The following is a 21,261-nucleotide window of genomic DNA, read 5'->3' on the forward strand; positions in this document are numbered from 1 at the left end:
AACCTATGATAAATAACAAGTTTAAACTGACACTGATTACCGCTGCCATTCTGTCTTCCGGCACAGCCTCTGCTGCGCTGTATCAGGTGGTAGAAGTGACACCAAGCACCACATTTGACTACCAGAGTAGCTTTGGTGTAGCGATTCAACCGGGTACAGCATCCGGTGGCACTGACGAAAATTTAGGGTGTTTTGATTCTGCAGCTTCAAATTGCAGCGAAAGTGATTTTACTCTGGCTGGTGAAACTCGTACTGAACTTGTCAGTGCGGGGCAGGCTGTCGACGGTGTAAGCTATCGCGAAGAAGTGCCTTTTGGTATGGACAGTGCTTTTATCTATATCCAGAGTAAAGATGATTTTGAGAGCTACTGTGATAACCAATTGTTGTATGCAACTTGTGAATCTTGGGCTCAGGTGCATTGGCGCCCATGGAGTAGTGAGATTAGTGGTGAGACAACGCCAAACTCAATTGCATTTCTGGGGGACTCCACGGTGGGGACTCAGATTGACGAAACCAGCAACGTTGTCGTCAACAGCCTGACCTCTGATGCTGAACCGGTAGGTATTAGCGCCACTCTGGGTGATGTAACATCTTACCGCCGTAACAGTGTAACTGGATTCGTAGGAACATCTGATGTTTATGACTCCGGAATCCAGACTCGGGTTTGGAAAACGGATGGTACTTACACGTCAGGTAGTATTTCAACCAGTGCAACCAGTGATGAAGGTACTTTCTATTCATCTAAAGCGGCATTATGGAGTTCATCCGGCGATTCAGTACAGCTTGCCTGGGGGACTAGCGATGTCGATCAGATCCGTAATAATCGTTTCGCCCAGGGCAGCATGCGTGATTTTGTTGACAACGGTGATCATATTTATGGTGTTGGATATAACACCTATGAAACTGGTTCTTCCAACTACATGAACGCGGTTGTGTTTTCGGTTGATATCAGTAGTTCAATCGATAATGCCTGGACAGCAAGTAACTGGTCGTCGAAAGCGATCAGTGACGCGACGGTTCGCGAAGACGGCGTAGATAGCGGCGATTACATTTACAGTAATACCTTGCTCACCTCTTTAAACAGTAATTTAGTTGCTATTGGTGAGTCAAAGCGTTCAGGAAGCGTTATTTATAACGGTGCAGCATCCACTCGTATTTTTATTATCGATGATGTTTCAGCCTCGTCTTTATCAGCTAAATATCTCAGTGGCGGTATCTTCTTTGACGGCGCTGGAGGTAAAGCCGGTGGCATCAACAACTATAACGAAATTGTAGGACAGGTGGACGCAGAATCGACTCGTGAATCTAGTGGTAAGCCACGTCGCAAGCGTGCGTTTATTTATCCATATGACGGTACAGGTACTGATGAAACGCGCCGAGCGGTGTTTAATGATCAAGGATGGTGGTTGGATAACCTTACCAATGGCGGTACTTATTCGAGTAACAATAACCAGTATCGTATTATCGATGCTCGCGATATCAACGATGCCGGTGTGATTGCTGCTACAGCGATCAAGTGTGATGGTGGCTACTCTACGACTGCGTATAACGCAAGCTGTGATGGTACCGAGACCACGGTCGCAGTTAAACTGATGCCAATCCCTGGTGCAACCAGTTCAGACATCAGTGCGCGTGGCACAGACGAGATGACCACAGAACGCAGTGGCGGTAGTTTCGGGTTGTGGATGCTGGCAGTTCTGGGCCTGATTGGGTTCCGTAGAAAATAGCAAAAATTTGTCAAACGAGGCACAAGTTCACAGATCTGGACTTGTGCTTTTTTTTGTCTTGAGAAAGTGCGTTTTTTGAGCAATTCTTAATGGTGTGGTAATGCAAATGCCACACTATTTTAATAGTTGTAAGTTAGACACAAGTTACTGTATGAGGACTGCACTATGAAGAGACAGAAGCGTGATCGCCTGGAAAGAGCTCAATCTCAGGGTTATAAAGCCGGTCTTAATGGCCGCTCACAAGAAGAATGCCCTTATCAACAGATGGATGCCCGATCTTATTGGCTAGGTGGTTGGCGAGATGCTAGAGAAGATAAAACTTTAGGTCTCTATAAATAAATTTCCACATACATCAAGGATGTTAAGCCCCGAAAGGGGCTTTTTATTTGCCTGCAGAAACAAGGGGAGTTGACGTCAATACGGTTACTCTAATGCACTATAACTAAATATTGTGGGTATAAAAAAACCGCTCGTTTGAACGGTTTTGATAAAATCAGGTACTTAAAACGCTGAAGTGTCTGTAAACAAGCCGACTTTCAGGTCTTTAGCCACATAAATCTCTTTGCCATCAACCAGAACACGACCATCAGCCAGGCCCATAACCAGTTTACGGTTAACAACGCGCTTCATGTGGATCTCATAAGTCACTTTCTTCGCTGTAGGCAGGATTTGACCAGTGAATTTCACTTCGCCAACACCCAGAGCACGACCTTTGCCTTTGCCGCCAACCCAGCCAAGGAAGAAACCAACAAGTTGCCACATTGCATCAAGACCAAGACAGCCAGGCATTACCGGGTCGCCAGGGAAGTGGCAGTCAAAGAACCAAAGATCAGGAGTGATGTCCAGCTCAGCTAAGATAAGGCCTTTACCAAAATCGCCTTCTGTTTCAGACATCTTAGTCACGCGATCCATCATCAGCATGTTAGGCGCTGGAAGCTGAGGGTATCCAGGACCGAACAGCTCGCCACGGCTAGAGGCTAGAAGATCTTCACGGTTATAAGAGTCACGTTTGTTCTGCATTATCAATTACTCCAATTTTTGATAGGGTGCATGTTAGTGAACACGTGTACGCCAAACAACTCCGATCAGTTTGAAACAAACCAGTTTTTGACGCGTTCCACAAATCCTTGTGGCTGAACGTGTTTTTCAAAGTTATCAATTCGTTCCGCGATTCGGCTGATAACACTTTCTTCATCATCGCCACGGAACGGCTTCTTCATCAGTACAGGTATCGCTTCATCCACATTGGATACCGGCCAGATGTTGAACTCACCATTCTTAATACTTTCGACGACAGATTGATGAAGTGCAAGATGTTTTAGATTACTTTTTGGCAAAATCACGCCTTGCTTGCCAGTAAAGCCGTTATGCTGACATACGCGGTAGAAGCCTTCAATTTTTTCGTTAAGGCCGCCTACGGCCTGCACGCGGCCAAATTGGTCGACTGCGCCGGTTACCGCAATCTGTTGGTCAATCGGGTATTCTGAAAGGGCACTGACCAGTGAACACAGTTCTGCCAGAGATGCACTGTCGCCATCCACTTCACTATAAGACTGCTCGAATACTACCGAAGCGGAAAATGGCAACGGCATATCCAGATCCAGAGCACTGCTGACGAAACGCCTGCATAATCATCATGCCTTTAGCGTGCAGGTTGCCGCCAAGTTCCACTTTACGTTCTACGTCAGATATATCGCCATCACCAAAGTGGATAACACAGGAGATACGCGCTGGTTCACCGTACGAAACGGGGTGGCCAGCCACTTCAATAACGGTCAGGCCGTTAACCTGGCCAATCTGTTCGCCCTGAGTTTCGATAATAACCTGGCCATCGAGAATATCATCCAGCGCACGTTGCGGCAGATAGGATTCACGGTAGTAGCGTTGGTCGAGCGCTTGTTCAATGTGAGATTTGTTAATCAATTGTCCCTGGCTCAGCAGCGCAGTTTCTTCTAGCAGTGAGCGATGCCACATCACGCACAGCGGTGCATAGTGCTGATCTTCCGTGTAACGTGCACCAGCCGTCATCAGCGCGGTAATGGCTCCGCTGTCCAGCTCGGGCAGTGTGTAACGCTTGGTAATCCAACTTAGATAGCCAAGGTAATTTCGAATTGAATCAGTATCGATTTTGATGTCCATCTCTAGTTCACTGAACAGACACAGTCCGGAGTGAATATCGGCATCAAGATAATCGATGTCACCCAATTGGGTGCGATCGCCAAGTACAATGAGTTTGATGTTGTAATTTTTGCTGATCGTGGTGTGCAACGGTGACTTGGGATCACAGTTGATCGGAGAGATCGGGTCGCCGAGAACGGCAGACTTAAGCATTGGCCACGCCAACGCATTGGCCAATAATAAATTTGCCGAAACAATCAGATAGCCATGATTGGCTTTATCAAGTAAGCCCGGGGTTTCACTGATTATTTCACCATTCAGCGCTTTAACCTGACCGAAGATGGCCGTGATATCCAGCGTTTCGGTGGTGATGACCGGCTGAGCCGGATTAGCATGCTCCAGCTGCTCTTTGATTAATGTCCGGTAAATCGAGTTGTCAGGCCCGTTCACCAGCAGAATGCGACTAAAACCCTTGATATGTATGAATCGTTCAAGTGCGAGAGAAAGTCTGCTCTGGGTTTCAAACAGAGAAACAGGCGGCAGGCTGGGGTATTGAGAAAAGTCAGCGCTGAACTGGTCATACTGAGGCGTCGCCAGACGCCAGATATCTTGTGTCATTGAATCGTCGAAATGATGAAAAAGAGCCAAATTATATAGAAAAACCGGATGCACGAATAGCTAAGATGAACACAGAGTGGATATTTTCGATTTGTCTCAATAGCGAGCGAACTCACGCTATACTCTTCACCATACAGCACTGTTTTAATCTGAGTTAACTGACTGAAAGTTTAATGATCCCAGTCGTGTTTTTTGCGGATTGAATTGAAAGTTAAGTCACTTCTGGGTTACGCTGTCACCCTAACGTTAACCGGAATTGCCTGGCATGAAATATCAACAACTTGAAAACCTTGAATGTGGTTGGAAGTGGCAGTATCTCATTAAAAAGTGGAAAGATGGCGAAGCAATCACATGCCATATCGATCGCAGTGAAGCGGATGCCGCCGTTCAGAAACTTAAAGTCAATTGAACATGAGCCAACCCTGGTGCTCGAGTGGATTGAACAGCATATGGCTCCCGAGCTTGAGAATAAGCTCAAGCAGGCCATTCGTGCCAAGCGTAAACGTCATTTCAACGCTGAGCAGCTACACACGCGCAAAAAGTCGATCGATCTGGACTACCGTGTGTGGGAAAAATTGTCGGTTCGCGCTAATGATTTGGGCTGTACTTTATCTGACGCGATTGAATACCTTCTAAGCGAAGCATCGCGCAGTGAAAAGGCCAGCCGCACTGTATCTAACTTGAAAGAAGACCTGAGTAAGTTGCTGTCTGATTAGGAGTAAGCAATATGCTGTATGTGATTTTAGTAGCTGCGATTGTTATTTTCTGGCTGGTTGCGGTTGACCGCCCTGTACTGAAAGTAAAATTTAAAGATGGTGCCATTCAAAATGTGAAAGGCCATTTCCCGCCGGCATTTAAACACAATGTTAGTGAAATTGGTGAAGTGACACCTTTTGATGGTGAGTTGAAAGTTTACCAACAACGCACCGGCATTAAACTGGTCTTCTCGAATCAGGTTCCGAAAAAAATTCAGCAGCGCATTCGCAACGTCTTTCCGCACCAAGGCTTTAAGAGCAGCAACGGCAATACCAAGAAAGGGCGCTGATTAAGTTACCAGGTCACATATTTATGCTAAACGGCTGAGCACTTGTGTTCAGCCGTTTTTCTTTGTGTGACGAAAGCTTAGCTTACCGTCGTTTCAACGCTTCAAAAGCATCGACGAAACCATCCACCTTAGCACGCAGCGATTCGAGTTCACTGCGCAACTTTTGATTCTCTTCTTGTTGCTGTTGGTAAAGTTGGTGATACTGCAAAGCCAGGTAGCCTCCCTGAATCAGGCTTTTTGACATGGTAGGGAGCTCAGTCAGCTCTTTGAGTTGCGATAACATCAGTTGGTGGTTATCTATATCGCGGATGGTTATTGCCATGGTATTTCCATTAAATCGACTTAGCGCATTATGATAGCAAACCCCTTTGTTTATCAAAAGGATAATCAATTATGATTGCAAGTGTCCGAGGCGAGATACATTTGATTTATCCAATATGATAGCAAATAGATTGAACGCTCTATGGAAAGTTTAGCTGGCAAAGCATCACAATGACTTAAATTGCCATATCTGATGCACTATAACTAAACCAATCACACCGACTAAACCGGAAACACACCTAAACCAAATACACTTCACACAGTTACCAAATGCTAAGCACCATAAATGCAAGTTACATATTTAGAAGATGTTCCATCACTGAACCTATCCGGGTTTAATGTGTGCACGACACACTCCTGAAATGACTGACTTTGCCAAAACCAAGCAAATAAAGTAGGGAAGTTACCAGTTCAAAGCCGGGATCACGGAGATGCATTATCTATGAACCATGACGTTGTAACGTTTAATATTTTTCTTTTATTTCGGTGCGTTAGGTTGCTAAGACCGTTGTTTTTCCGCTGTCAGCTCAAACTGATACGCTAGCAAGTATTGTAGACTTGGAGCTGGGAAAGATGACTCGTAATACCTCGGCCATTCTCAAGCAAATGTGATATTCACAGAAGTCTTCACAAGCTCACACCATGATCTGTCCAGAAATATGAAGCTGAGGTTTATAAGCAGCGATACCGACAGAAAAAATCAGCCAACCAAACAGTTTCGGGCTTCATGCAGAACAATGCGAAGGCCAACAGATGCAATGGACTTCAATTTATCCTGATGATCCCGCTGTTGGTTATAAGAGCAATTGGCAACAGGCAGTCACTGTAGACCGAAATTTTGAAGATGGTATGTGGAGAAACAAAATAAGAATTTAAGAACTGAATGGACGATTAGCGGTAAGCCGTAAACTTGGCGCTAATCGTTAATGCTAGATAGGCAGATTAGAAGATTCAACATCGAGGACTCGATGAATGAACAAAGACAAACGGTCACAGACTTCATCAGGCAAAAGTCTTGGTCGGCCGACAACGAACCAAGAGTTCTATGGTTATAGATTTGAATCAAGAGTCACGAGTTAAAAAGATAGAACGTACAGCGCACGTCGTATCATCATAGAGTAATGAATACAGATTTAATCCTGGCTTTGAATCATGAGCGTTAATTGATTAAGCATTATCAGGTGCGTAGATTACTGCAAACTACCGCAATTTAAGCCAAGGTTTAGCGAAGATTAAGTAAGAACTAGCTACTTTGCTCTTACAACTCAAGTACGTATTATGTATATTATGTTAAATAAAATATATATGGATATAGGTACGGCTCTGATGTAGCTTCCCTTTCCTCTTATCTGTATGATTTCTATTGAACATAACCAATTTACCATAAAGTATATAATTACCATATTGCTAAAAGTTAGAGACTTTTATCAATATGGTAATTAATAAAATCTGTGTTGGATTCATTATCGTATCGATCATTAGATTCCTTTTAACGTTCGTTAATCATCGACTGCTGACAATGCTTGTTATGACCAACCCGGCAGCTAAATCAGAATAAGTTTGAGTTAAGCTGGGTTGATGACTTTACATGACTGCAGATAACGATCTGTTATTCGCTGTAGTTCTTTGCTGCGAATTGGCTTGAGAATGATGTCGTTCATGCCGGCACCAAGACAAACTTCGTGGTCACTATGCATCGAATGTGCGGTTAAAGCGATGATTGGTGCTGATATCTGTTTAGCACGTAACATCCGTGTCGCCTCAATTCCATCCATCACTGGCATAGAAATATCCATGAAGATAAGATCAAACGCCGGTTTCTTCGCGACGATGTCTATCGCTTGCTGGCCATTCTCCGCAATCGTGACGTTGTAACCCATGCGATTTAGCAACAGTTTGATGACCATCTGGTTGGTTTTGGTATCTTCCACGACCAAGATATGTCGTCCGACGTTTGCTATGACAGATTTATTTGAGGGTTCGCTGTCTGACGCTGGTACTGCTGCAACGTGGTCACTTGAGCGTGATTTTAATGGCAGGATGATAGAAAACTTAGAACCTTTGCCAAGCTCGCTCTCGACTTGGATTTTACCTTGCATCAACTCAACCAGATGTTTGGTAATCGCTAATCCGAGCCCGGTACCACCGAAGTTACGTGTAATAGAATCGTCGGCCTGAATAAATGGCGAGAACAGATTATCAATACGCTGACTGTCGATGCCGATACCGGTATCCTCAATATTTATCTCGAGCCCATCCCGAGTCGTTACCAAACGTACATCGACACTGCCGTGTTGGGTAAACTTGATCGCGTTACCCACAACGTTAAACAATATTTGTGTTAAACGTACTTCATCAACCCAGTATTCGTAGCCATCGTGGATGGTTGCCTGAAGGTTGAACTCAATGCCTTTTGCGGTCGCGACCTGATGGTGATGTTCCAGAGCTTGGTGCAGTTTCTTACGTAGGTTAATCCAGTGACAGTGTAACGAGAAATGACCCGACTCAATGCGGCTGAAATCGAGAATATCGTTAATGATCACCAGCAAAAGCTCAGCCGAGTTTTCCATCTGCTCTAGCATTTCCAATTGGTAGGTCTCCGAATTTTCGCGTAAAATGTCGATAAGGCCTAACACAGCGTTAAGTGGTGTTCGCAGTTCATGGCTCATCATCGCCAGGAATTTGGATTTGGACTGGTTAGCTTGTTCCGCTTGTTGTTGAGCTATTTGCAGTTTCTTGAGTTCTTAAATCAACCAGCTTTTGCAGCTCTTCTTTATGCTCAATATCATTGATGGCGCGTTCGAGAAGCGGCCGGAAACGCAGTAAAGTAGAGCGAGTTTCAAGGCTGAACTGCCCTTTCCTATTCCCCAGCAGCAGCAAAACAGAGTCACTGGTTTGTGCCCGGATACCGGCGATCAGTGCCGACTGAATCTGGTCCTTAAGGAAGGCATTCAGATTTTGGAATTCATCAAGTTTGCCCGGCTCAAACAAAATGATGCTTTCACCATCAAGGACGCGCTGGAACTTGTTGCCGTTGAGCCATTCTTTGCCCTGGAAGGCAAGATTAGACGCAAGAAACGTCACGTATACCTGACGATGTTTTGGTTTCGAAATCACAATGAAATCATCGAACTCTATATAACGACTGAGTACCTTTTTCAATTCCTCGAATATCTGATACTTGTTGTCGGCATGACTGAACGCTGACAGTGCCGCGAGAATAACCCGGTTTTCTTCCGCTAAGCGTTGTTCTCGTTCTTTACTTCGTTCCAGTTCCAGTAATGCTTCGTTAAACTGTTCGATGATCTCTTGTTCCATGTTCGATTACTCGGACTCGTAAAAAATGACGGATGAAATCATCAGATTACCATGAGCGGTTTCGCCACCGGTAAAGCGACCTTGTTCTCCGTAAGTAAACGGACAGATGAAGGGTTGTCCGTTCATCTGAGCTTTGATCTTTTCCTGTACACCTACAATGTCGTCTCCTAACCGCAACATAGAGCCAGCACAGTAAATAATAATTGAACCCAGTAATTGAGACGATTGGTAGTTTTGTGTGTTCGCCTGATCAACGACACGTGATGCGCGCTGAATTAACTGTTCTCTGGAACCGGTCATCAGTGTCACCTGCTCTCCCTGTGAGATGGTCGCGAACATCTCCATTGCACCATCCGGCGTCATACGTACCGGATGGGATAATTTATAGTACGGGCGATTATGTACGTAACCCGCTATTCGTCCAAGGGGAAAACGTGTGACATGTTTAAACAGGTAGTGCTCGGATATTTGCACGCTTGAATGATCACTGACCCATTCTTTATAAATCTGTTTCGCTGGTTCTCCGTCTATTTCGTGAATATAGCGTCCGGAAGCGCGAGTGACGGTACCGGTAAATTCCGTCGGTGAATAGCCGGCACTGAATCCGGTGGTATTGGGTTTAGAAGGAAACATCAGTTGAAGCGACAGGCCATTTTTTACGGTGCCGCGTTCTGTTATCGCTGACCACTGCTGCTGAATATAACTGTCTGCCGGGCTGCCACCGATGATTGGAACGGGTGTGCCAAAGGTTTCATCAATTGCCTGTATGCAACGTTTCTTCGTTGCCGGGAGTGGCATGTAAAATAACCAAACTGGGTATTTCACCTATCCGATCTGCCGACTTCAGCGCCTGATTAATGGCCTCTGCCGTGGCTGTTTTGTAATCGGTTAACGCATTGTCCAGCGACAATAGCGCACTTCCGTATGCGCTGTTGGGACCGTCGTAAATGGCCATCAAAGCGATCACCGGTCCAGCATGGAAACCGTGCTCTGTCATCACTCCCTTACAAGATGAGCAACCAACAAGAGGAACATCAGCAAATGCTTTGCCACACTCTGCCGTCAGGATGTCAGCCGGATATTCGTCAGTATAATAACAGACTAAACTTGAAAGTTCAGGGCTGAATAATGCCTCTTTCAGGTACTGAACTGCTACGGCAGGGTTAGAAATATGAGTAAATGCTGTTTTTAATCGCATGAACGAACACGTTATAGGGTTATTTAATCTTTATACATCAACTTGCGATAATATTAAATTAAATACCCTAAAGGAAAGAAATATCTTTTCTATCCTATAACTAATTAATCGCTGATTTCTAGCGTTACAGAATCATTAATATTAATTACACCTGTTGTGTTGGAATTGTTGCCATTAATTTTTAACTCAATATTTTCGCCCTGACGGGTGATTTTTTGATCCGATGTCACATTCCAGTTGGACGGAATTGATTGAATAATATACACGCCCTGCTCAGTTTCACTTTTTGTAACAGTTATTTGTCTTCCGTCAACAAAAAGCGAACATTGTGGCGCCGCAACGCATTTTTGGGTAGATACATCCTGAAATGTGATCGTTCGCCAAAAAAAAGCCACGGTCAAAATAGCTAATGTGATAACGATTTGAGTCAGTCTGAGTTTAGTAAGCTTTTCAGCTGCCATATTCGTGAGTTCCTCGTGCAACAAACTTCAAAGTTTTGAAATAAAAGGCCAAATCCAGACGGATAGTAAGGTTACTTCTCTGTCATTGAATTGTTAATTGCAGTATAGTTATTGCTTGAAAATGCACCTTTTTTAAAGCCAACAATAGTGATTAAAGTCATGAAAATGCTTTGATTTTTATTGTTAACTTGGGGCGCATTACGACATATGTCGTGTTGGAAGTAAAGTGTAGTTAATTAGACATTGGAAGCATGCAAAATGAGCCAAGAACAGCAGCTTGAGCAAAACTACAACTATACAGTCGTCCGTCAGTTTACCCTGGTTACCATTCTTTGGGGCATTGTCGGCATGGGTGTGGGTGTTTTGATCGCCGCTCAATTAGTATGGCCACAGCTAAACTTTGATACGCCGTGGTTGACGTACAGTCGCTTACGTCCTCTGCATACTAATGCGGTTATTTTCGCGTTTGGTACCAGTGCACTGTTCGCAACATCTTATTATGTTGTTCAGCGCACCTGTCAAACTCGTCTTTTTGGTGGCGCGCTTGTCCCGTTTACGTTTTGGGGATGGCAAGCAATCATTGTTTCTGCCGCAATTACTCTGCCTTTGGGTTATACCTCAGGTAAAGAATATGCGGAACTTGAATGGCCTATCGATATCGCGATTGCTCTGGTATGGGTTTCTTACGCCGTTGTGTTCTTTGGCACACTGGTCAAGCGTAAGACGTCTCATATTTACGTAGCAAACTGGTTCTTTGGTGCGTTTATTATTACTGTTGCCGTTCTGCATATCGTCAATAGTATGGCTATCCCGGTTTCCATAGGTAAATCGTACTCGATTTATTCTGGTGCTGTAGATGCAATGGTTCAGTGGTGGTACGGCCACAATGCGGTAGGTTTCCTTCTTACAGCGGGTTTTCTTGGAATGATGTATTACTTCGTTCCGAAACAAGCTGAGCGTCCTGTTTACTCTTACCGTTTGTCAATCGTTCACTTCTGGGCTCTGATCTCACTTTATATCTGGGCAGGTCCTCACCACCTTCACTACACAGCACTCCCTGACTGGACTCAGTCGCTGGGTATGGTGATGTCGCTGGTTCTGTTCGCACCTTCATGGGGTGGCATGATCAACGGTATCATGACGCTGTCCGGAGCATGGCATAAGTTACGTTATGACCCTATTCTGCGATTCCTGATCGTATCGTTGTCTTTCTACGGCATGTCGACCTTCGAAGGCCCGATGATGTCAATCAAGACGGTCAACGCGCTGTCTCACTACACCGACTGGACGATTGGTCACGTTCACTCCGGCGCTCTGGGCTGGGTTGCGATGGTTTCGATCGGTTCGGTTTATCACCTTATCCCTCGCCTGTTCGGCCAGGAACGCATGTACTCAATGAGTCTGGTCAATGCCCACTTCTGGCTGGCAACGATCGGTACCGTGCTGTACATCGTCGCGATGTGGATCTCTGGTGTGATGCAAGGTCTGATGTGGCGTGCTGTGAACTCAGACGGCACCCTGACTTACAGCTTTGTTGAATCGGTCCAGGCTTCTTACCCGTTCTATACCGTACGTTTTATTGGTGGATTTATCTTCCTGTCAGGCATGTTCCTGATGGCGTACAACGCGTATAAGACGATTTCTGCACCCAAGCATAGCTTAAAAGCTATCCAGCAACCGGCTTAAGGAGATTGAAGAATGAGTTCTAATTCTAATAATCGCCATGAAATTATTGAGCGTAATGTTGGTCTGCTGGCTATCTTCATTGTATTTGCCATCAGCTGGGGCGCCTTGGTTGAGATCACTCCGTTGATTTTCCAGAAGCAAACCACAGAACCGGTTGAAAACCTGAAACCATACACGGCGCTGCAACTGGAAGGTCGCGATATCTATATTCGCGAAGGCTGTAACGTCTGCCACAGCCAGATGATTCGTCCTTTCCGCTCTGAAACAGAACGTTATGGTCACTACTCGGTGGCGGGTGAAAGTGTATGGGAACATCCTTTCTTGTGGGGCTCTAAACGTACTGGTCCGGATTTAGCGCGTGTCGGCGGCCGTTACTCAGACGAGTGGCACCGCGTGCACCTGATGGATCCACGTGAACTGGTACCGGAATCTAACATGCCGGGTTTCCCTTGGCTGGCCAAGAATGAGTTGGACGGACAGTACACCCAGAAGAAAATGGAAGTATTCCGTAATCAGTTTGGTGTGCCATACACAGATGAACAAATCGCGAATGCGGCAAAAGATGTCGAAGGTAAAACCGAGATGGATGCCATCATCGCTTATCTTCAGTCTATTGGTCACGCAATGAAATAAGGGGTAATTATGGATATCGGTACTATTCACAGTATTTGGACCATAGTGCTATTTGTCTGCTTTATCGGCGTTGTTTGGTGGGCTTACGGAAAAAACCGTAAGGCTCGCTTTGATGAAGCAGCCAATTTGATTTTTGCTGACGAACAGCAGCCCCCTGCAAAAAAACAAGGAGTGACTAAGTAATGACTACATTCTGGAGTCTTTGGATTACTGTCATCACACTCGGAACCCTGTTTGGCTGCGCTTTCCTGCTCTTTTGGTGTCTTAAAGACAAAATGGGAGTGGAAGAAGGCGTTGATATGGGGCACGAGTACGATGGTATTCGCGAAATCAACAACCCACTACCAAAATGGTGGACCTATCTGTTTATCAGCACATTCATATTTGCGGCAATTTACCTGACGCTTTATCCGGGTTTAGGTAGCTTCAAAGGTGTTTTGGGCTGGCAGAGTTCAGATCAGCGCGTTTCGCTCGCTTGAAGAGTCTAAAGCGTCGATTGCGGCGGCCCAGGAAAGCAAAACTCTGGTGCAGTACGCAAAAGAGCTCGACGATGCCGATGCATACTTTGGCGAAGCATTTAAACGTCTGGCTTATCAGGAAGGCGGCTCCGATTTACGTCCGATCCCTGAGATTGCCGCTGATCCCGATGCGCTCAAGGTTGGCCAACGTCTGTTCCTGCAAAACTGTTCTCAGTGTCATGGTTCTGATGCACGCGGACAAACCGGCTTCCCTAACCTGACAGACAATGCCTGGTTGTATGGCGGTGAACCTGCTGCGATCGTGACGACGATTCGTCATGGTCGTATCGGTCAGATGCCAGCATGGAAAGATGCACTGGGCGAGCAAGGCGTGCAGGAAGTGGTGAGCTATGCGCTGAGCCTTTCTGGTCGTTCTGTGAATGCTCGTGAAGCTGAAGCCGGTAAAGCGCGCTTCGTGGTCTGTGCGGCCTGCCATGGTACAGATGGTAAAGGCAACCCGGCTGTCGGCGCTCCGGATCTGACTGACCAGGACTGGTTATTTGGAGACTCGCGCGCAGCAGTGACCGAAACGGTCATGAATGGTCGTTCTGGTGTTATGCCAGCATGGCTGGATATCTTAGGCGAAGATAAGGTGCAATTAGTTGCGGCTTATGTCTGGAGCCTGAGTAATTCCGACCAATAAGTAACAACACATAACAGCCCCTTTTCAAGGGGCTGTCTTTCTCTTAAGTTATTCGTTTCCCTTACGTTGTAGAGAACTTTTTTATGGTAAAGCCTTGGTATAAACAATTCTGGCCGTGGTTTCTGATTATCCTTCCTCTTACGGTTGTTATCTGGACTGTCATTACTGTTATCATTTTTTCCAATAACTCCGTATCCCTGGTCACTGAGGACTACTATAAAAAAGGCAAAGGCATTAATGTCGATCTCAGCAAGATTCAGGTTGCCAGACAACTGGGTCTTAATGCGTCGGTATACTCCGATGGTAACGATATTGTCATCGAGCTGAATAAAGGTCAGTTGGAACATTTTCCGGCACTGCAAGCGATGTTTGCCCACCGAACCCTGCCAGACCGCGATTTTTCAATGCTGCTGACTTCTGATGCGAAGGGTCGCTATCGCATTAAACGTGACAGTGAACTGCAGGGGCCGTGGTTTATTGAATTAACACCGCATAACAGCGAGTGGCTGGTCCAGGGACGAGTGACGTTTCCCATCCGCATCGCCTACCCAGTTAATGAATTAATGCTATGAGTCATTCGTGTTATCACTGCGGTGAAGATGTCCCGGCGGGCACGGACTTTAAAGTCGAGATTCTTGGTGAGCAACGTGACATGTGTTGCCCAGGATGTCAGACCGTGGCCGAAACGATTGTTGCCAGCGGCCTGGTTTCGTATTACCAATTCCGCACCGCGCCCGCCGAAAAAGTGGATTTGGTACCGGAGCAATTGCAGGCACTGATCCATTACGACAACAGCGATGTTCAGGCAGAGTTCGTACGTGATGAAGGCGACCACAAAGAAGTGACATTGTCACTTGATTGTGTCTCTTGTGCTGCCTGTGCCTGGTTGATCGAAAAGCAGCTTAACAGTGAAGCCGGAGTGACGACGATACGGGTTAATACCACCACCAATCGGGCTCTGCTGTGCTGGGATGACTCAAAAACTAAGCTCAGCCATATTCTGAACCGGATTCATCAGCTGGGTTATAAAGCTGCACCGTTTGAGGCCGATCAGCAGGAAGCGTTTTATCATGCCACGATGAAACAGTATCTTTATCGTCTTGGTATCGCCGGTCTCGCAACCATGCAGGTTATGATGCTGGCGGTTGCGCTTTATCTTGAAGCGTTTGGCGATCTCGACCCGGAATTTAAAAACTACTTTCGTTGGGTTAGTCTGATTTTTGCCACCCCGGTATTGCTTTACTCCGCCTTACCATTTTATCTCAATGCCTGGCGCAGCCTTCGCGGTCGTACTCTGGGCATGGATGTTCCCGTCTCTATCGCATTGATATTTGCTTATGTGGCCAGTCTCATCGCGACCATCACCCGGCAAGGAGAAGTCTTCTTCGAATCCATCTCCATGTTTACCTTCTTTCTGTTGGTTGGCCGCTTTCTGGAGATGCGCGCGCGACGCAAAGCGGCGGCCGCGAGCGGCAATCTGCTGAAACTGGTACCGGCCATCGCAAACCGGCTTGATGGTGAACAGGTTCCGGTAAAAACGCTGCAACCGGGTGACCAAATTCGGGTTTTACCCGGCGAACATATCCCGGCTGACGGAAAAATCCTCACCAGCCGTATCCATGTTGATGAGTCCATGTTGACCGGAGAGTCACTTCCAGTGGTGAAGCAAACCGGTGATGCGGTATTTGCCGGTACGCTCAATGGTGAAGAAGCCTTTGAACTGGAAGTTACCGCGACAAAAAATGACTCCGTGATCTCCAATATTGTGCGCCTGCAGGACGCCGCGCAGTCATCGAAACCCAGAATCGCGGAGATCGCGGACATCGTCGCGCGCTACTTTGTTGCGATTATTTTATTGATTGCAGCGGCAACCTGGTTTTTCTGGCATCAGACTCATCCCGAGGATGCGTTCTGGATCATGTTATCGGTTCTGGTGGCGACCTGTCCGTGTGCCCTGTCTCTGGCGACGCCTACAGCGCTGACCTGCGCGACTTCCCGCATGAGTGGCTTTGGTCTTTTGCTGCGTAAAAGCCATGTGTTCGAAACCCTGTGTAAGGTCAATCATCTGGTGGTCGATAAAACCGGTACCCTGACTCAGGGGAAAATTGAACTGCGCGATACCCGCGTGTATTCGAACTGGTCCCAACAGCAGTGCCTGGCGATTGCGGCTGCGCTTGAGCAACATGCTAATCATCCGCTGGCCAAAGCATTCCATCCTTACCTTTATGAGGACATTATTGTCTCTGATGTTGGTAACGTGATTGGCTCCGGTCTGCAAGGTCTGTTTGATGGCAAGCCAGTCGCGATTGGTAACGCCCGTTTTGTCCTCGGTACTGACGATGATCAGGAAGTGAATGCGGTTTATCTGACGATTAACGATGAACATGCCGCTACCTTCTATTACCAGGATCCGATTCGTAAAGAAGCCGGACCGTTTATCGAGCAACTCCATCAGGCAGGCATCAAAATCACCCTGTTAACCGGTGATTCTCAAGCCAATGCAGCACTTGTTGCGGATCAATTGGGGATTGATCAGGTGATATCCGGGGCGAAACCTGAAGATAAACTGGCCCGTCTTAATCAGATAAACCAGCATGATATTACCATGATGGTCGGAGACGGCATCAACGATGCGCCGACTCTGGCCGGCGCACACATTTCTGTTGCGATGGGCGGAGGGACTGATGTCGCCAAAGCATCAGCGGACATGGTGTTATTGGGTGATAAACTGGATAAATTACTTGAAGCGCGCAAACTGGCCATACAGACCCGGCGTATCATTCGCGAAAACCTGGCCTGGTCTTTAGGTTACAATCTGTTAATTCTGCCTTTAGCGGTTGCGGGGCTGGTCGCACCTTATATCGCGGTTGTGGGTATGTCTGCCAGTTCGATTATAGTAGTATCCAATTCGCTGCGCTTATTAAAAGAATCAGGTAAGTAAATGGAAAGTTTGTATATATTAATTCCTATCGCCATTGTGTTGGTTTGTGTGGCAGTGGCAATATTTCTTTGGGCGGTGAAAAGTGAACAATTTGAAGATTTAGAACGCCAAGGACACAATATTCTATTTGAAGACGAGCAAGAAACACATTCTTCTACAATTAATACCTCTTCACCACTTTCTCACCAGAAATCGAAATCTGACGGCGTAAAACAGGCACAAGATGAGGATCAAAAATGACGCCGGACTTTGTCGGTGCATTTGTGATTGGTTTGCTCGGTGCCGGTCACTGTATGGGGATGTGTGGCGGGATTGCCTCCCTGCTGACGCTCAATCAGTCTGGCAGACAGACCTCTCCTTTACTGCTGTATAATGCCGGCCGAATCCTGAGTTATATGCTGTTTGGTGCCATCATCGGCGGTCTCGTCGCATCCTTATCCAGCCTGGCAGCCCTGAATCATATTCTGATATGGCTTCGCCTGCTTGCGGCACTGCTTATGGTCGGTCTTGGTCTGTATGTCGGGCGTTGGTGGTTTGGAATTCTGAAACTGGAACGGTTTGGACAATCGGTATGGAAACACATTTCTCCGGCCGGCACAGCCCTGTTACCACTCAAAAAAAGCTGGTACGCTCTACCCTTCGGTTTTATCTGGGGGTGGCTGCCGTGTGGTTTAGTCTATTCCATTTTGACCTGGGCCGCGGTTTCGGGTGGATTTTTGCAAGGCGCATTAATCATGGGGGCCTTTGGATTAGGTACTTTGCCCGCGATGTTATTGGTTGGTTTTGGTGCAACAAAAATAAAACAGTTGCAACAATCTAAAATATTTCGTCATATAGCGGCAGTATTTATTATCACTTATGGTTTATATACCGGCTACGGTGCCATAAATATGCTGATTACCTTAATTTAGGTGATTGATTTAGCTATACGTTTATTTTATCTATCCTTTGCGATTCAGGGATGCTAAAATATTGATGTATATCAAATAGTGAAGGTTGTTATGATTTCTGAAAAGCATGCTGCGAAACGCGTTCAATCCGGTGGTTGTGCCATTCACTGTCAAGACTGCAGTATTAGCCAGCTTTGCATCCCATTTACTCTGAATGAAGCAGAGTTGGATCAGCTTGACCAGATCATCGAGCGTAAGAAGCCAATTCAAAAAGGTCAGGAAACTGTTTAAAGCCGGTGACGATTTGCGTTCTTTGTACGCGATTCGTTCAGGCACCATCAAAAGCTACACCATTACAGAGCAAGGTGATGAGCAGATCACTGCATTCCACCTGGCTGGTGATTTGGTCGGTTTTGACGCGATTACTGAAGATTCTCACCCTAGCTTCGCTCAGGCACTGGAAACATCCATGGTTTGTGAGATCCCTTACGAGATTCTTGATGACCTGTCAGGCAAAATGCCGAAACTGCGTCAGCAAATCATGCGTCTGATGAGTAATGAAATCAAAGGTGACCAGGAGATGATCCTGCTGCTATCGAAGAAAAACGCTGAAGAGCGTCTGGCAGCCTTCCTGTACAACCTGTCGACTCGTTTTTCGCAACGTGGCTTCAGCCCGCGTGAGTTTCGTCTGACGATGACACGTGGTGATATTGGTAACTACCTTGGTCTGACGGTCGAAACGATCAGTCGCCTGCTGGGTCGCTTCCAGAAATCAGAAATCCTGAGTGTGAAAGGTAAATACATCACCATTCTCAATCATGACGCCCTGAAAGAACTAGCTGGCGTATCATCAGATTCCAAGTAATAAAATCAATGATGTAGCTCTTTAATGAGCTACATCATACTTCTCCAACTTTCCTGTCTAAATTTCTTCAACCTCTCTCTTCAACTGCGCTAAAGTAAATCTAAGAAGTCTCCTCACTCTATAAGGAGTTTTGTTATGAGTATCTATAACAAGATCTTAGTTGTCGCTGACATCAATCACGATGAACAGCCTGCTCTTGCCCGCGCTATGCAGCTCGCCGCAAAAAGTAAGTCGCAAAGCCGTGTTACCTTCTTCCTGTCTATCTATGATTTTTCCTATGACATGACGTCAATGCTTTCTATAGATGAACGGGATGCAATGCGCAGAGGTGTGATTCATCAGCGCGAACAGTGGATGCACAAAGTCGCTCAACCTTATGTTAATGATTCGGTGATCTTTGAAGTCAAAGTGGTGTGGCATAACCGCCCTTACGAAGCCATTATTGGTGAGATTTTTGCCGGCGAACACGATATTCTGATCAAAGGTACCCGTAAACACGATGCGCTGGAATCGGTTATCTTCACGCCTACCGACTGGCATCTGCTGCGTAAGTGCCCGACCCCGGTGCTGTTGGTGAAAAATGCTGAATGGCCTCAGGACGCCAATATCATTGCATCGGTGCATGTCGGCTCAGAAGTCGAAGCGCATCTTGATTTGAACGATATCATGGTTGATCAGTTGCTAAACCTGACCTCACGGCTTGGCGCCACGCCTTATCTGGTGAATGCGTATCCGCTTACGCCGGCAAACATCACCATTGAACTGCCGGAGTTTGACCCGACGACATATACCGATGCGGTACGCGGTCATCATCTCACGTCGATGAAAGCTCTGCGCCAGAAACATGGTATTGATGAAGCGCACACAATTGTCGAACAAGGATTACCGGAAGATGTGATTCCTAAGGCGGCAGAAGATCTGCAGGCCGCGATGGTGATTCTGGGTACGACCGGCCGTACCGGTTTATCGGCGGTCTTTATCGGCAATACGGCGGAGCAAGTGATCGACAAAATTAACTGTGACGTTCTGGCCTTGAAACCGCGAGGTTATATCAGTCCGCTGGATCCTACCCACGCTAGTTAATCTACATCCCGCTGCATAATCCCAAATCCTCAGGTCTCCCTGAGGATTTTTGCTTTCAGGCTCCGATAGCACTGGCATCTGACAAATTTATCCGTATCATACGCACTTCATTTTGTTTTGAAGATTAAGACCGCAAGCTGATGACAGAGCAAACCCAAGAGTTGACCAAAGCTCAACAATACAATTTCAACAAATTGCAAAAGCGCATTCGTCGCAATACAGGTCAGGCGATTGCTGACTTCAACATGATTGAAGATGGTGACCGCATCATGGTGTGTTTATCCGGAGGTAAAGACAGCTTTACCATGCTGGATATTCTGATGAGCTTACAAAAAAGTGCGCCGGTCTCTTTCGAGCTGATTGCTGTTAACCTCGACCAGAAACAACCAGGCTTCCCTGAGCATATTCTGCCGGAATATCTGCAGGAAACTGGGTGTTGAGTACAAGATTGTTGAAGAAGACACCTACTCGATTGTTCAAGACAAAGTACCTGAAGGGAAAACGACTTGCGCCCTGTGTTCACGTCTGCGTCGTGGTATTCTGTACCGCACTGCAAAAGAGCTGGGTGCAACCAAAATCGCTTTGGGTCACCACCGCGATGATATCCTTGAAACCCTGTTCCTGAACATGTTCTACGGTGGCAAGATGAAAGGCATGCCACCAAAACTGGTTTCTGATAACGGCGAGCACGTTGTGATTCGTCCACTGGCCTATTGCCGTGAAAAAGACATCATTAAATATTCTGAACTGCGTGGCTACCCTATTATTCCATGTAACCTGTGCGGCTCTCAGCCAAACATGCAGCGTCAGAACATTAAGCAAATGCTAAACGGCTGGGATAAACAGTTCCCGGGTCGTATTGAAACCATGTTCCGCGCAATGCAAAACGTGGTACCTAGCCACCTTGCGGACTTCGAGCTGTTTGACTTCAAATCGATCAACAGTGAATCGGGCGTTATCAATGGCGGAGATATCGGCTTTGATAAAGAAGACATGCCGGTACAACAGGTTGAAGATGAAGATTTAGTGATGGAATTCGATCCAAGCCTGAAGCTGGATGTCACAAATATCTGATTCCGAAAACAGAACATCTGATTTAGTATACGGATGAATGGAAAAAGGCTGCGAATGCAGCCTTTTTTGACGAAAAATCTTATAAATCAACCTGATGATAAGCAAAGTTGAGCTTACTTGCC

At 46.3% G+C, this 21,261-nt stretch carries 13 protein-coding genes and 8 pseudogenes; 15 read left to right on the forward strand and 6 right to left on the reverse strand.

Going from position 1 to position 21,261, the window contains the following annotated elements; genetic code table 11:
* The first annotated feature begins 5 nt into the window (after positions 1 to 5).
* On the forward strand, positions 6 to 1,727 hold the full coding sequence (locus ABDK09_15295) for a DUF3466 family protein (protein XAW90688.1): 1,722 nt from the start codon (positions 6 to 8) through the stop codon (positions 1,725 to 1,727).
* Positions 1,728 to 1,892: 165 nt separating this feature from the next.
* The gene (rmf, locus tag ABDK09_15300) at positions 1,893 to 2,066 is read left to right on the forward strand and encodes a ribosome modulation factor (GenBank protein ID XAW90689.1); all 174 of its coding nucleotides are present in this window, start codon (positions 1,893 to 1,895) and stop codon (positions 2,064 to 2,066) included.
* A 162-nt stretch (positions 2,067 to 2,228) separates the two neighbouring features.
* Here the strand turns inward: rmf and fabA are convergent, their stop codons facing one another.
* Positions 2,229 to 2,747, reverse strand: a complete 519-nt coding sequence (gene fabA, locus ABDK09_15305) for a bifunctional 3-hydroxydecanoyl-ACP dehydratase/trans-2-decenoyl-ACP isomerase (protein XAW90690.1) — start codon at positions 2,745 to 2,747, stop codon at positions 2,229 to 2,231.
* 65 nt (positions 2,748 to 2,812) lie between these two features.
* A pseudogene (locus ABDK09_15310) lies at positions 2,813 to 4,463 on the reverse strand (Lon protease family protein).
* Positions 4,464 to 4,728: 265 nt separating this feature from the next.
* Between ABDK09_15310 and matP the strand changes: the two are divergent.
* Together matP and ABDK09_15320 are read left to right on the forward strand one after the other, a co-directional pair.
* A pseudogene (gene matP / locus ABDK09_15315) lies at positions 4,729 to 5,179 on the forward strand (macrodomain Ter protein MatP).
* A gap of 11 nt (positions 5,180 to 5,190) precedes the next feature.
* Entirely contained in the window at positions 5,191 to 5,508 is a 318-nt protein-coding gene (locus tag ABDK09_15320) for a DUF3634 family protein (GenBank protein XAW90691.1), read from the forward strand.
* Positions 5,509 to 5,590: 82 nt separating this feature from the next.
* Here ABDK09_15320 and ABDK09_15325 read toward each other — a convergent pair whose 3' ends face one another.
* The 4 genes and pseudogenes from ABDK09_15325 to ABDK09_15340 form a co-directional block, all read right to left on the reverse strand.
* Positions 5,591 to 5,830: a hypothetical protein gene (locus tag ABDK09_15325; protein ID XAW90692.1), complete on the reverse strand. Its 240-nt coding sequence runs from the start codon at positions 5,828 to 5,830 to the stop codon at positions 5,591 to 5,593.
* Positions 5,831 to 7,394: 1,564 nt separating this feature from the next.
* Positions 7,395 to 9,147: pseudogene (locus ABDK09_15330) on the reverse strand (ATP-binding protein).
* A 6-nt stretch (positions 9,148 to 9,153) separates the two neighbouring features.
* Positions 9,154 to 10,345 (reverse strand): annotated as a pseudogene (locus ABDK09_15335) (FIST N-terminal domain-containing protein).
* A 104-nt stretch (positions 10,346 to 10,449) separates the two neighbouring features.
* The gene (locus tag ABDK09_15340; protein ID XAW90693.1) at positions 10,450 to 10,806 is read right to left on the reverse strand and encodes a hypothetical protein; all 357 of its coding nucleotides are present in this window, start codon (positions 10,804 to 10,806) and stop codon (positions 10,450 to 10,452) included.
* A gap of 258 nt (positions 10,807 to 11,064) precedes the next feature.
* Between ABDK09_15340 and ccoN the strand changes: the two genes are divergently transcribed.
* From ccoN to ttcA, 11 genes and pseudogenes are all read left to right on the forward strand, one after another.
* Complete coding sequence (gene ccoN, locus ABDK09_15345) at positions 11,065 to 12,492, forward strand: cytochrome-c oxidase, cbb3-type subunit I (GenBank protein ID XAW90694.1); 1,428 nt, start codon at positions 11,065 to 11,067, stop codon at positions 12,490 to 12,492.
* 12 nt (positions 12,493 to 12,504) lie between these two features.
* Positions 12,505 to 13,125, forward strand: a complete 621-nt coding sequence (ccoO, locus tag ABDK09_15350; protein XAW90695.1) for a cytochrome-c oxidase, cbb3-type subunit II — start codon at positions 12,505 to 12,507, stop codon at positions 13,123 to 13,125.
* Positions 13,126 to 13,134: 9 nt separating this feature from the next.
* Positions 13,135 to 13,308, forward strand: a complete 174-nt coding sequence (locus ABDK09_15355) for a cbb3-type cytochrome oxidase subunit 3 (GenBank protein ID XAW90696.1) — start codon at positions 13,135 to 13,137, stop codon at positions 13,306 to 13,308.
* Positions 13,308 to 14,286: pseudogene (gene ccoP / locus ABDK09_15360) on the forward strand (cytochrome-c oxidase, cbb3-type subunit III). Before ABDK09_15355 ends, ccoP begins: the two are co-directional and overlap by 1 nt.
* An 83-nt stretch (positions 14,287 to 14,369) precedes the next feature.
* Positions 14,370 to 14,850: pseudogene (locus ABDK09_15365) on the forward strand (FixH family protein).
* A gap of 4 nt (positions 14,851 to 14,854) precedes the next feature.
* Positions 14,855 to 17,227, forward strand: coding sequence for a heavy metal translocating P-type ATPase metal-binding domain-containing protein (locus ABDK09_15370; protein XAW90697.1), 2,373 nt, complete (start codon positions 14,855 to 14,857; stop codon positions 17,225 to 17,227).
* A complete protein-coding gene (gene ccoS, locus ABDK09_15375; GenBank protein XAW88504.1) occupies positions 17,228 to 17,467 on the forward strand; it encodes a cbb3-type cytochrome oxidase assembly protein CcoS in 240 nt (79 codons plus the stop codon).
* The gene (locus tag ABDK09_15380; GenBank protein XAW88505.1) at positions 17,464 to 18,138 is read left to right on the forward strand and encodes a sulfite exporter TauE/SafE family protein; all 675 of its coding nucleotides are present in this window, start codon (positions 17,464 to 17,466) and stop codon (positions 18,136 to 18,138) included. The genes ccoS and ABDK09_15380 overlap by 4 nt, the downstream gene beginning before the upstream one ends.
* 90 nt (positions 18,139 to 18,228) lie before the next feature.
* Positions 18,229 to 18,982: pseudogene (locus ABDK09_15385) on the forward strand (FNR family transcription factor).
* 135 nt (positions 18,983 to 19,117) lie between these two features.
* Positions 19,118 to 20,065 carry a universal stress protein UspE gene (gene uspE, locus ABDK09_15390; GenBank protein XAW88506.1) on the forward strand — a complete coding sequence of 316 codons (948 nt, stop codon included), beginning with the start codon at positions 19,118 to 19,120 and terminating at the stop codon, positions 20,063 to 20,065.
* Between the two features lie 140 nt (positions 20,066 to 20,205).
* A pseudogene (gene ttcA / locus ABDK09_15395) lies at positions 20,206 to 21,139 on the forward strand (tRNA 2-thiocytidine(32) synthetase TtcA).
* Positions 21,140 to 21,261: the final 122 nt, after the last annotated feature.

The organism is Vibrio sp. CDRSL-10 TSBA, from assembly GCA_039696685.1.
Taxonomy (GTDB): Bacteria; Pseudomonadota; Gammaproteobacteria; order Enterobacterales; family Vibrionaceae; genus Vibrio.

Bases quoted from the DNA above. Each gene is read 5' to 3' on its own strand.
- ABDK09_15295 (XAW90688.1), top strand. From the start codon at position 6: ATGATAAATAACAAGTTTAAACTGACACTGATTACCGCTGCCATTCTG.
- rmf (XAW90689.1), top strand. From the start codon at position 1,893: ATGAAGAGACAGAAGCGTGATCGCCTGGAAAGAGCTCAATCTCAGGGT.
- fabA (XAW90690.1), bottom strand. From the start codon at position 2,747: ATGCAGAACAAACGTGACTCTTATAACCGTGAAGATCTTCTAGCCTCT.
- ABDK09_15320 (XAW90691.1), top strand. From the start codon at position 5,191: ATGCTGTATGTGATTTTAGTAGCTGCGATTGTTATTTTCTGGCTGGTT.
- ABDK09_15325 (XAW90692.1), bottom strand. From the start codon at position 5,830: ATGGCAATAACCATCCGCGATATAGATAACCACCAACTGATGTTATCG.
- ABDK09_15340 (XAW90693.1), bottom strand. From the start codon at position 10,806: ATGGCAGCTGAAAAGCTTACTAAACTCAGACTGACTCAAATCGTTATC.
- ccoN (XAW90694.1), top strand. From the start codon at position 11,065: ATGAGCCAAGAACAGCAGCTTGAGCAAAACTACAACTATACAGTCGTC.
- ccoO (XAW90695.1), top strand. From the start codon at position 12,505: ATGAGTTCTAATTCTAATAATCGCCATGAAATTATTGAGCGTAATGTT.
- ABDK09_15355 (XAW90696.1), top strand. From the start codon at position 13,135: ATGGATATCGGTACTATTCACAGTATTTGGACCATAGTGCTATTTGTC.
- ABDK09_15370 (XAW90697.1), top strand. From the start codon at position 14,855: ATGAGTCATTCGTGTTATCACTGCGGTGAAGATGTCCCGGCGGGCACG.
- ccoS (XAW88504.1), top strand. From the start codon at position 17,228: ATGGAAAGTTTGTATATATTAATTCCTATCGCCATTGTGTTGGTTTGT.
- ABDK09_15380 (XAW88505.1), top strand. From the start codon at position 17,464: ATGACGCCGGACTTTGTCGGTGCATTTGTGATTGGTTTGCTCGGTGCC.
- uspE (XAW88506.1), top strand. From the start codon at position 19,118: ATGAGTATCTATAACAAGATCTTAGTTGTCGCTGACATCAATCACGAT.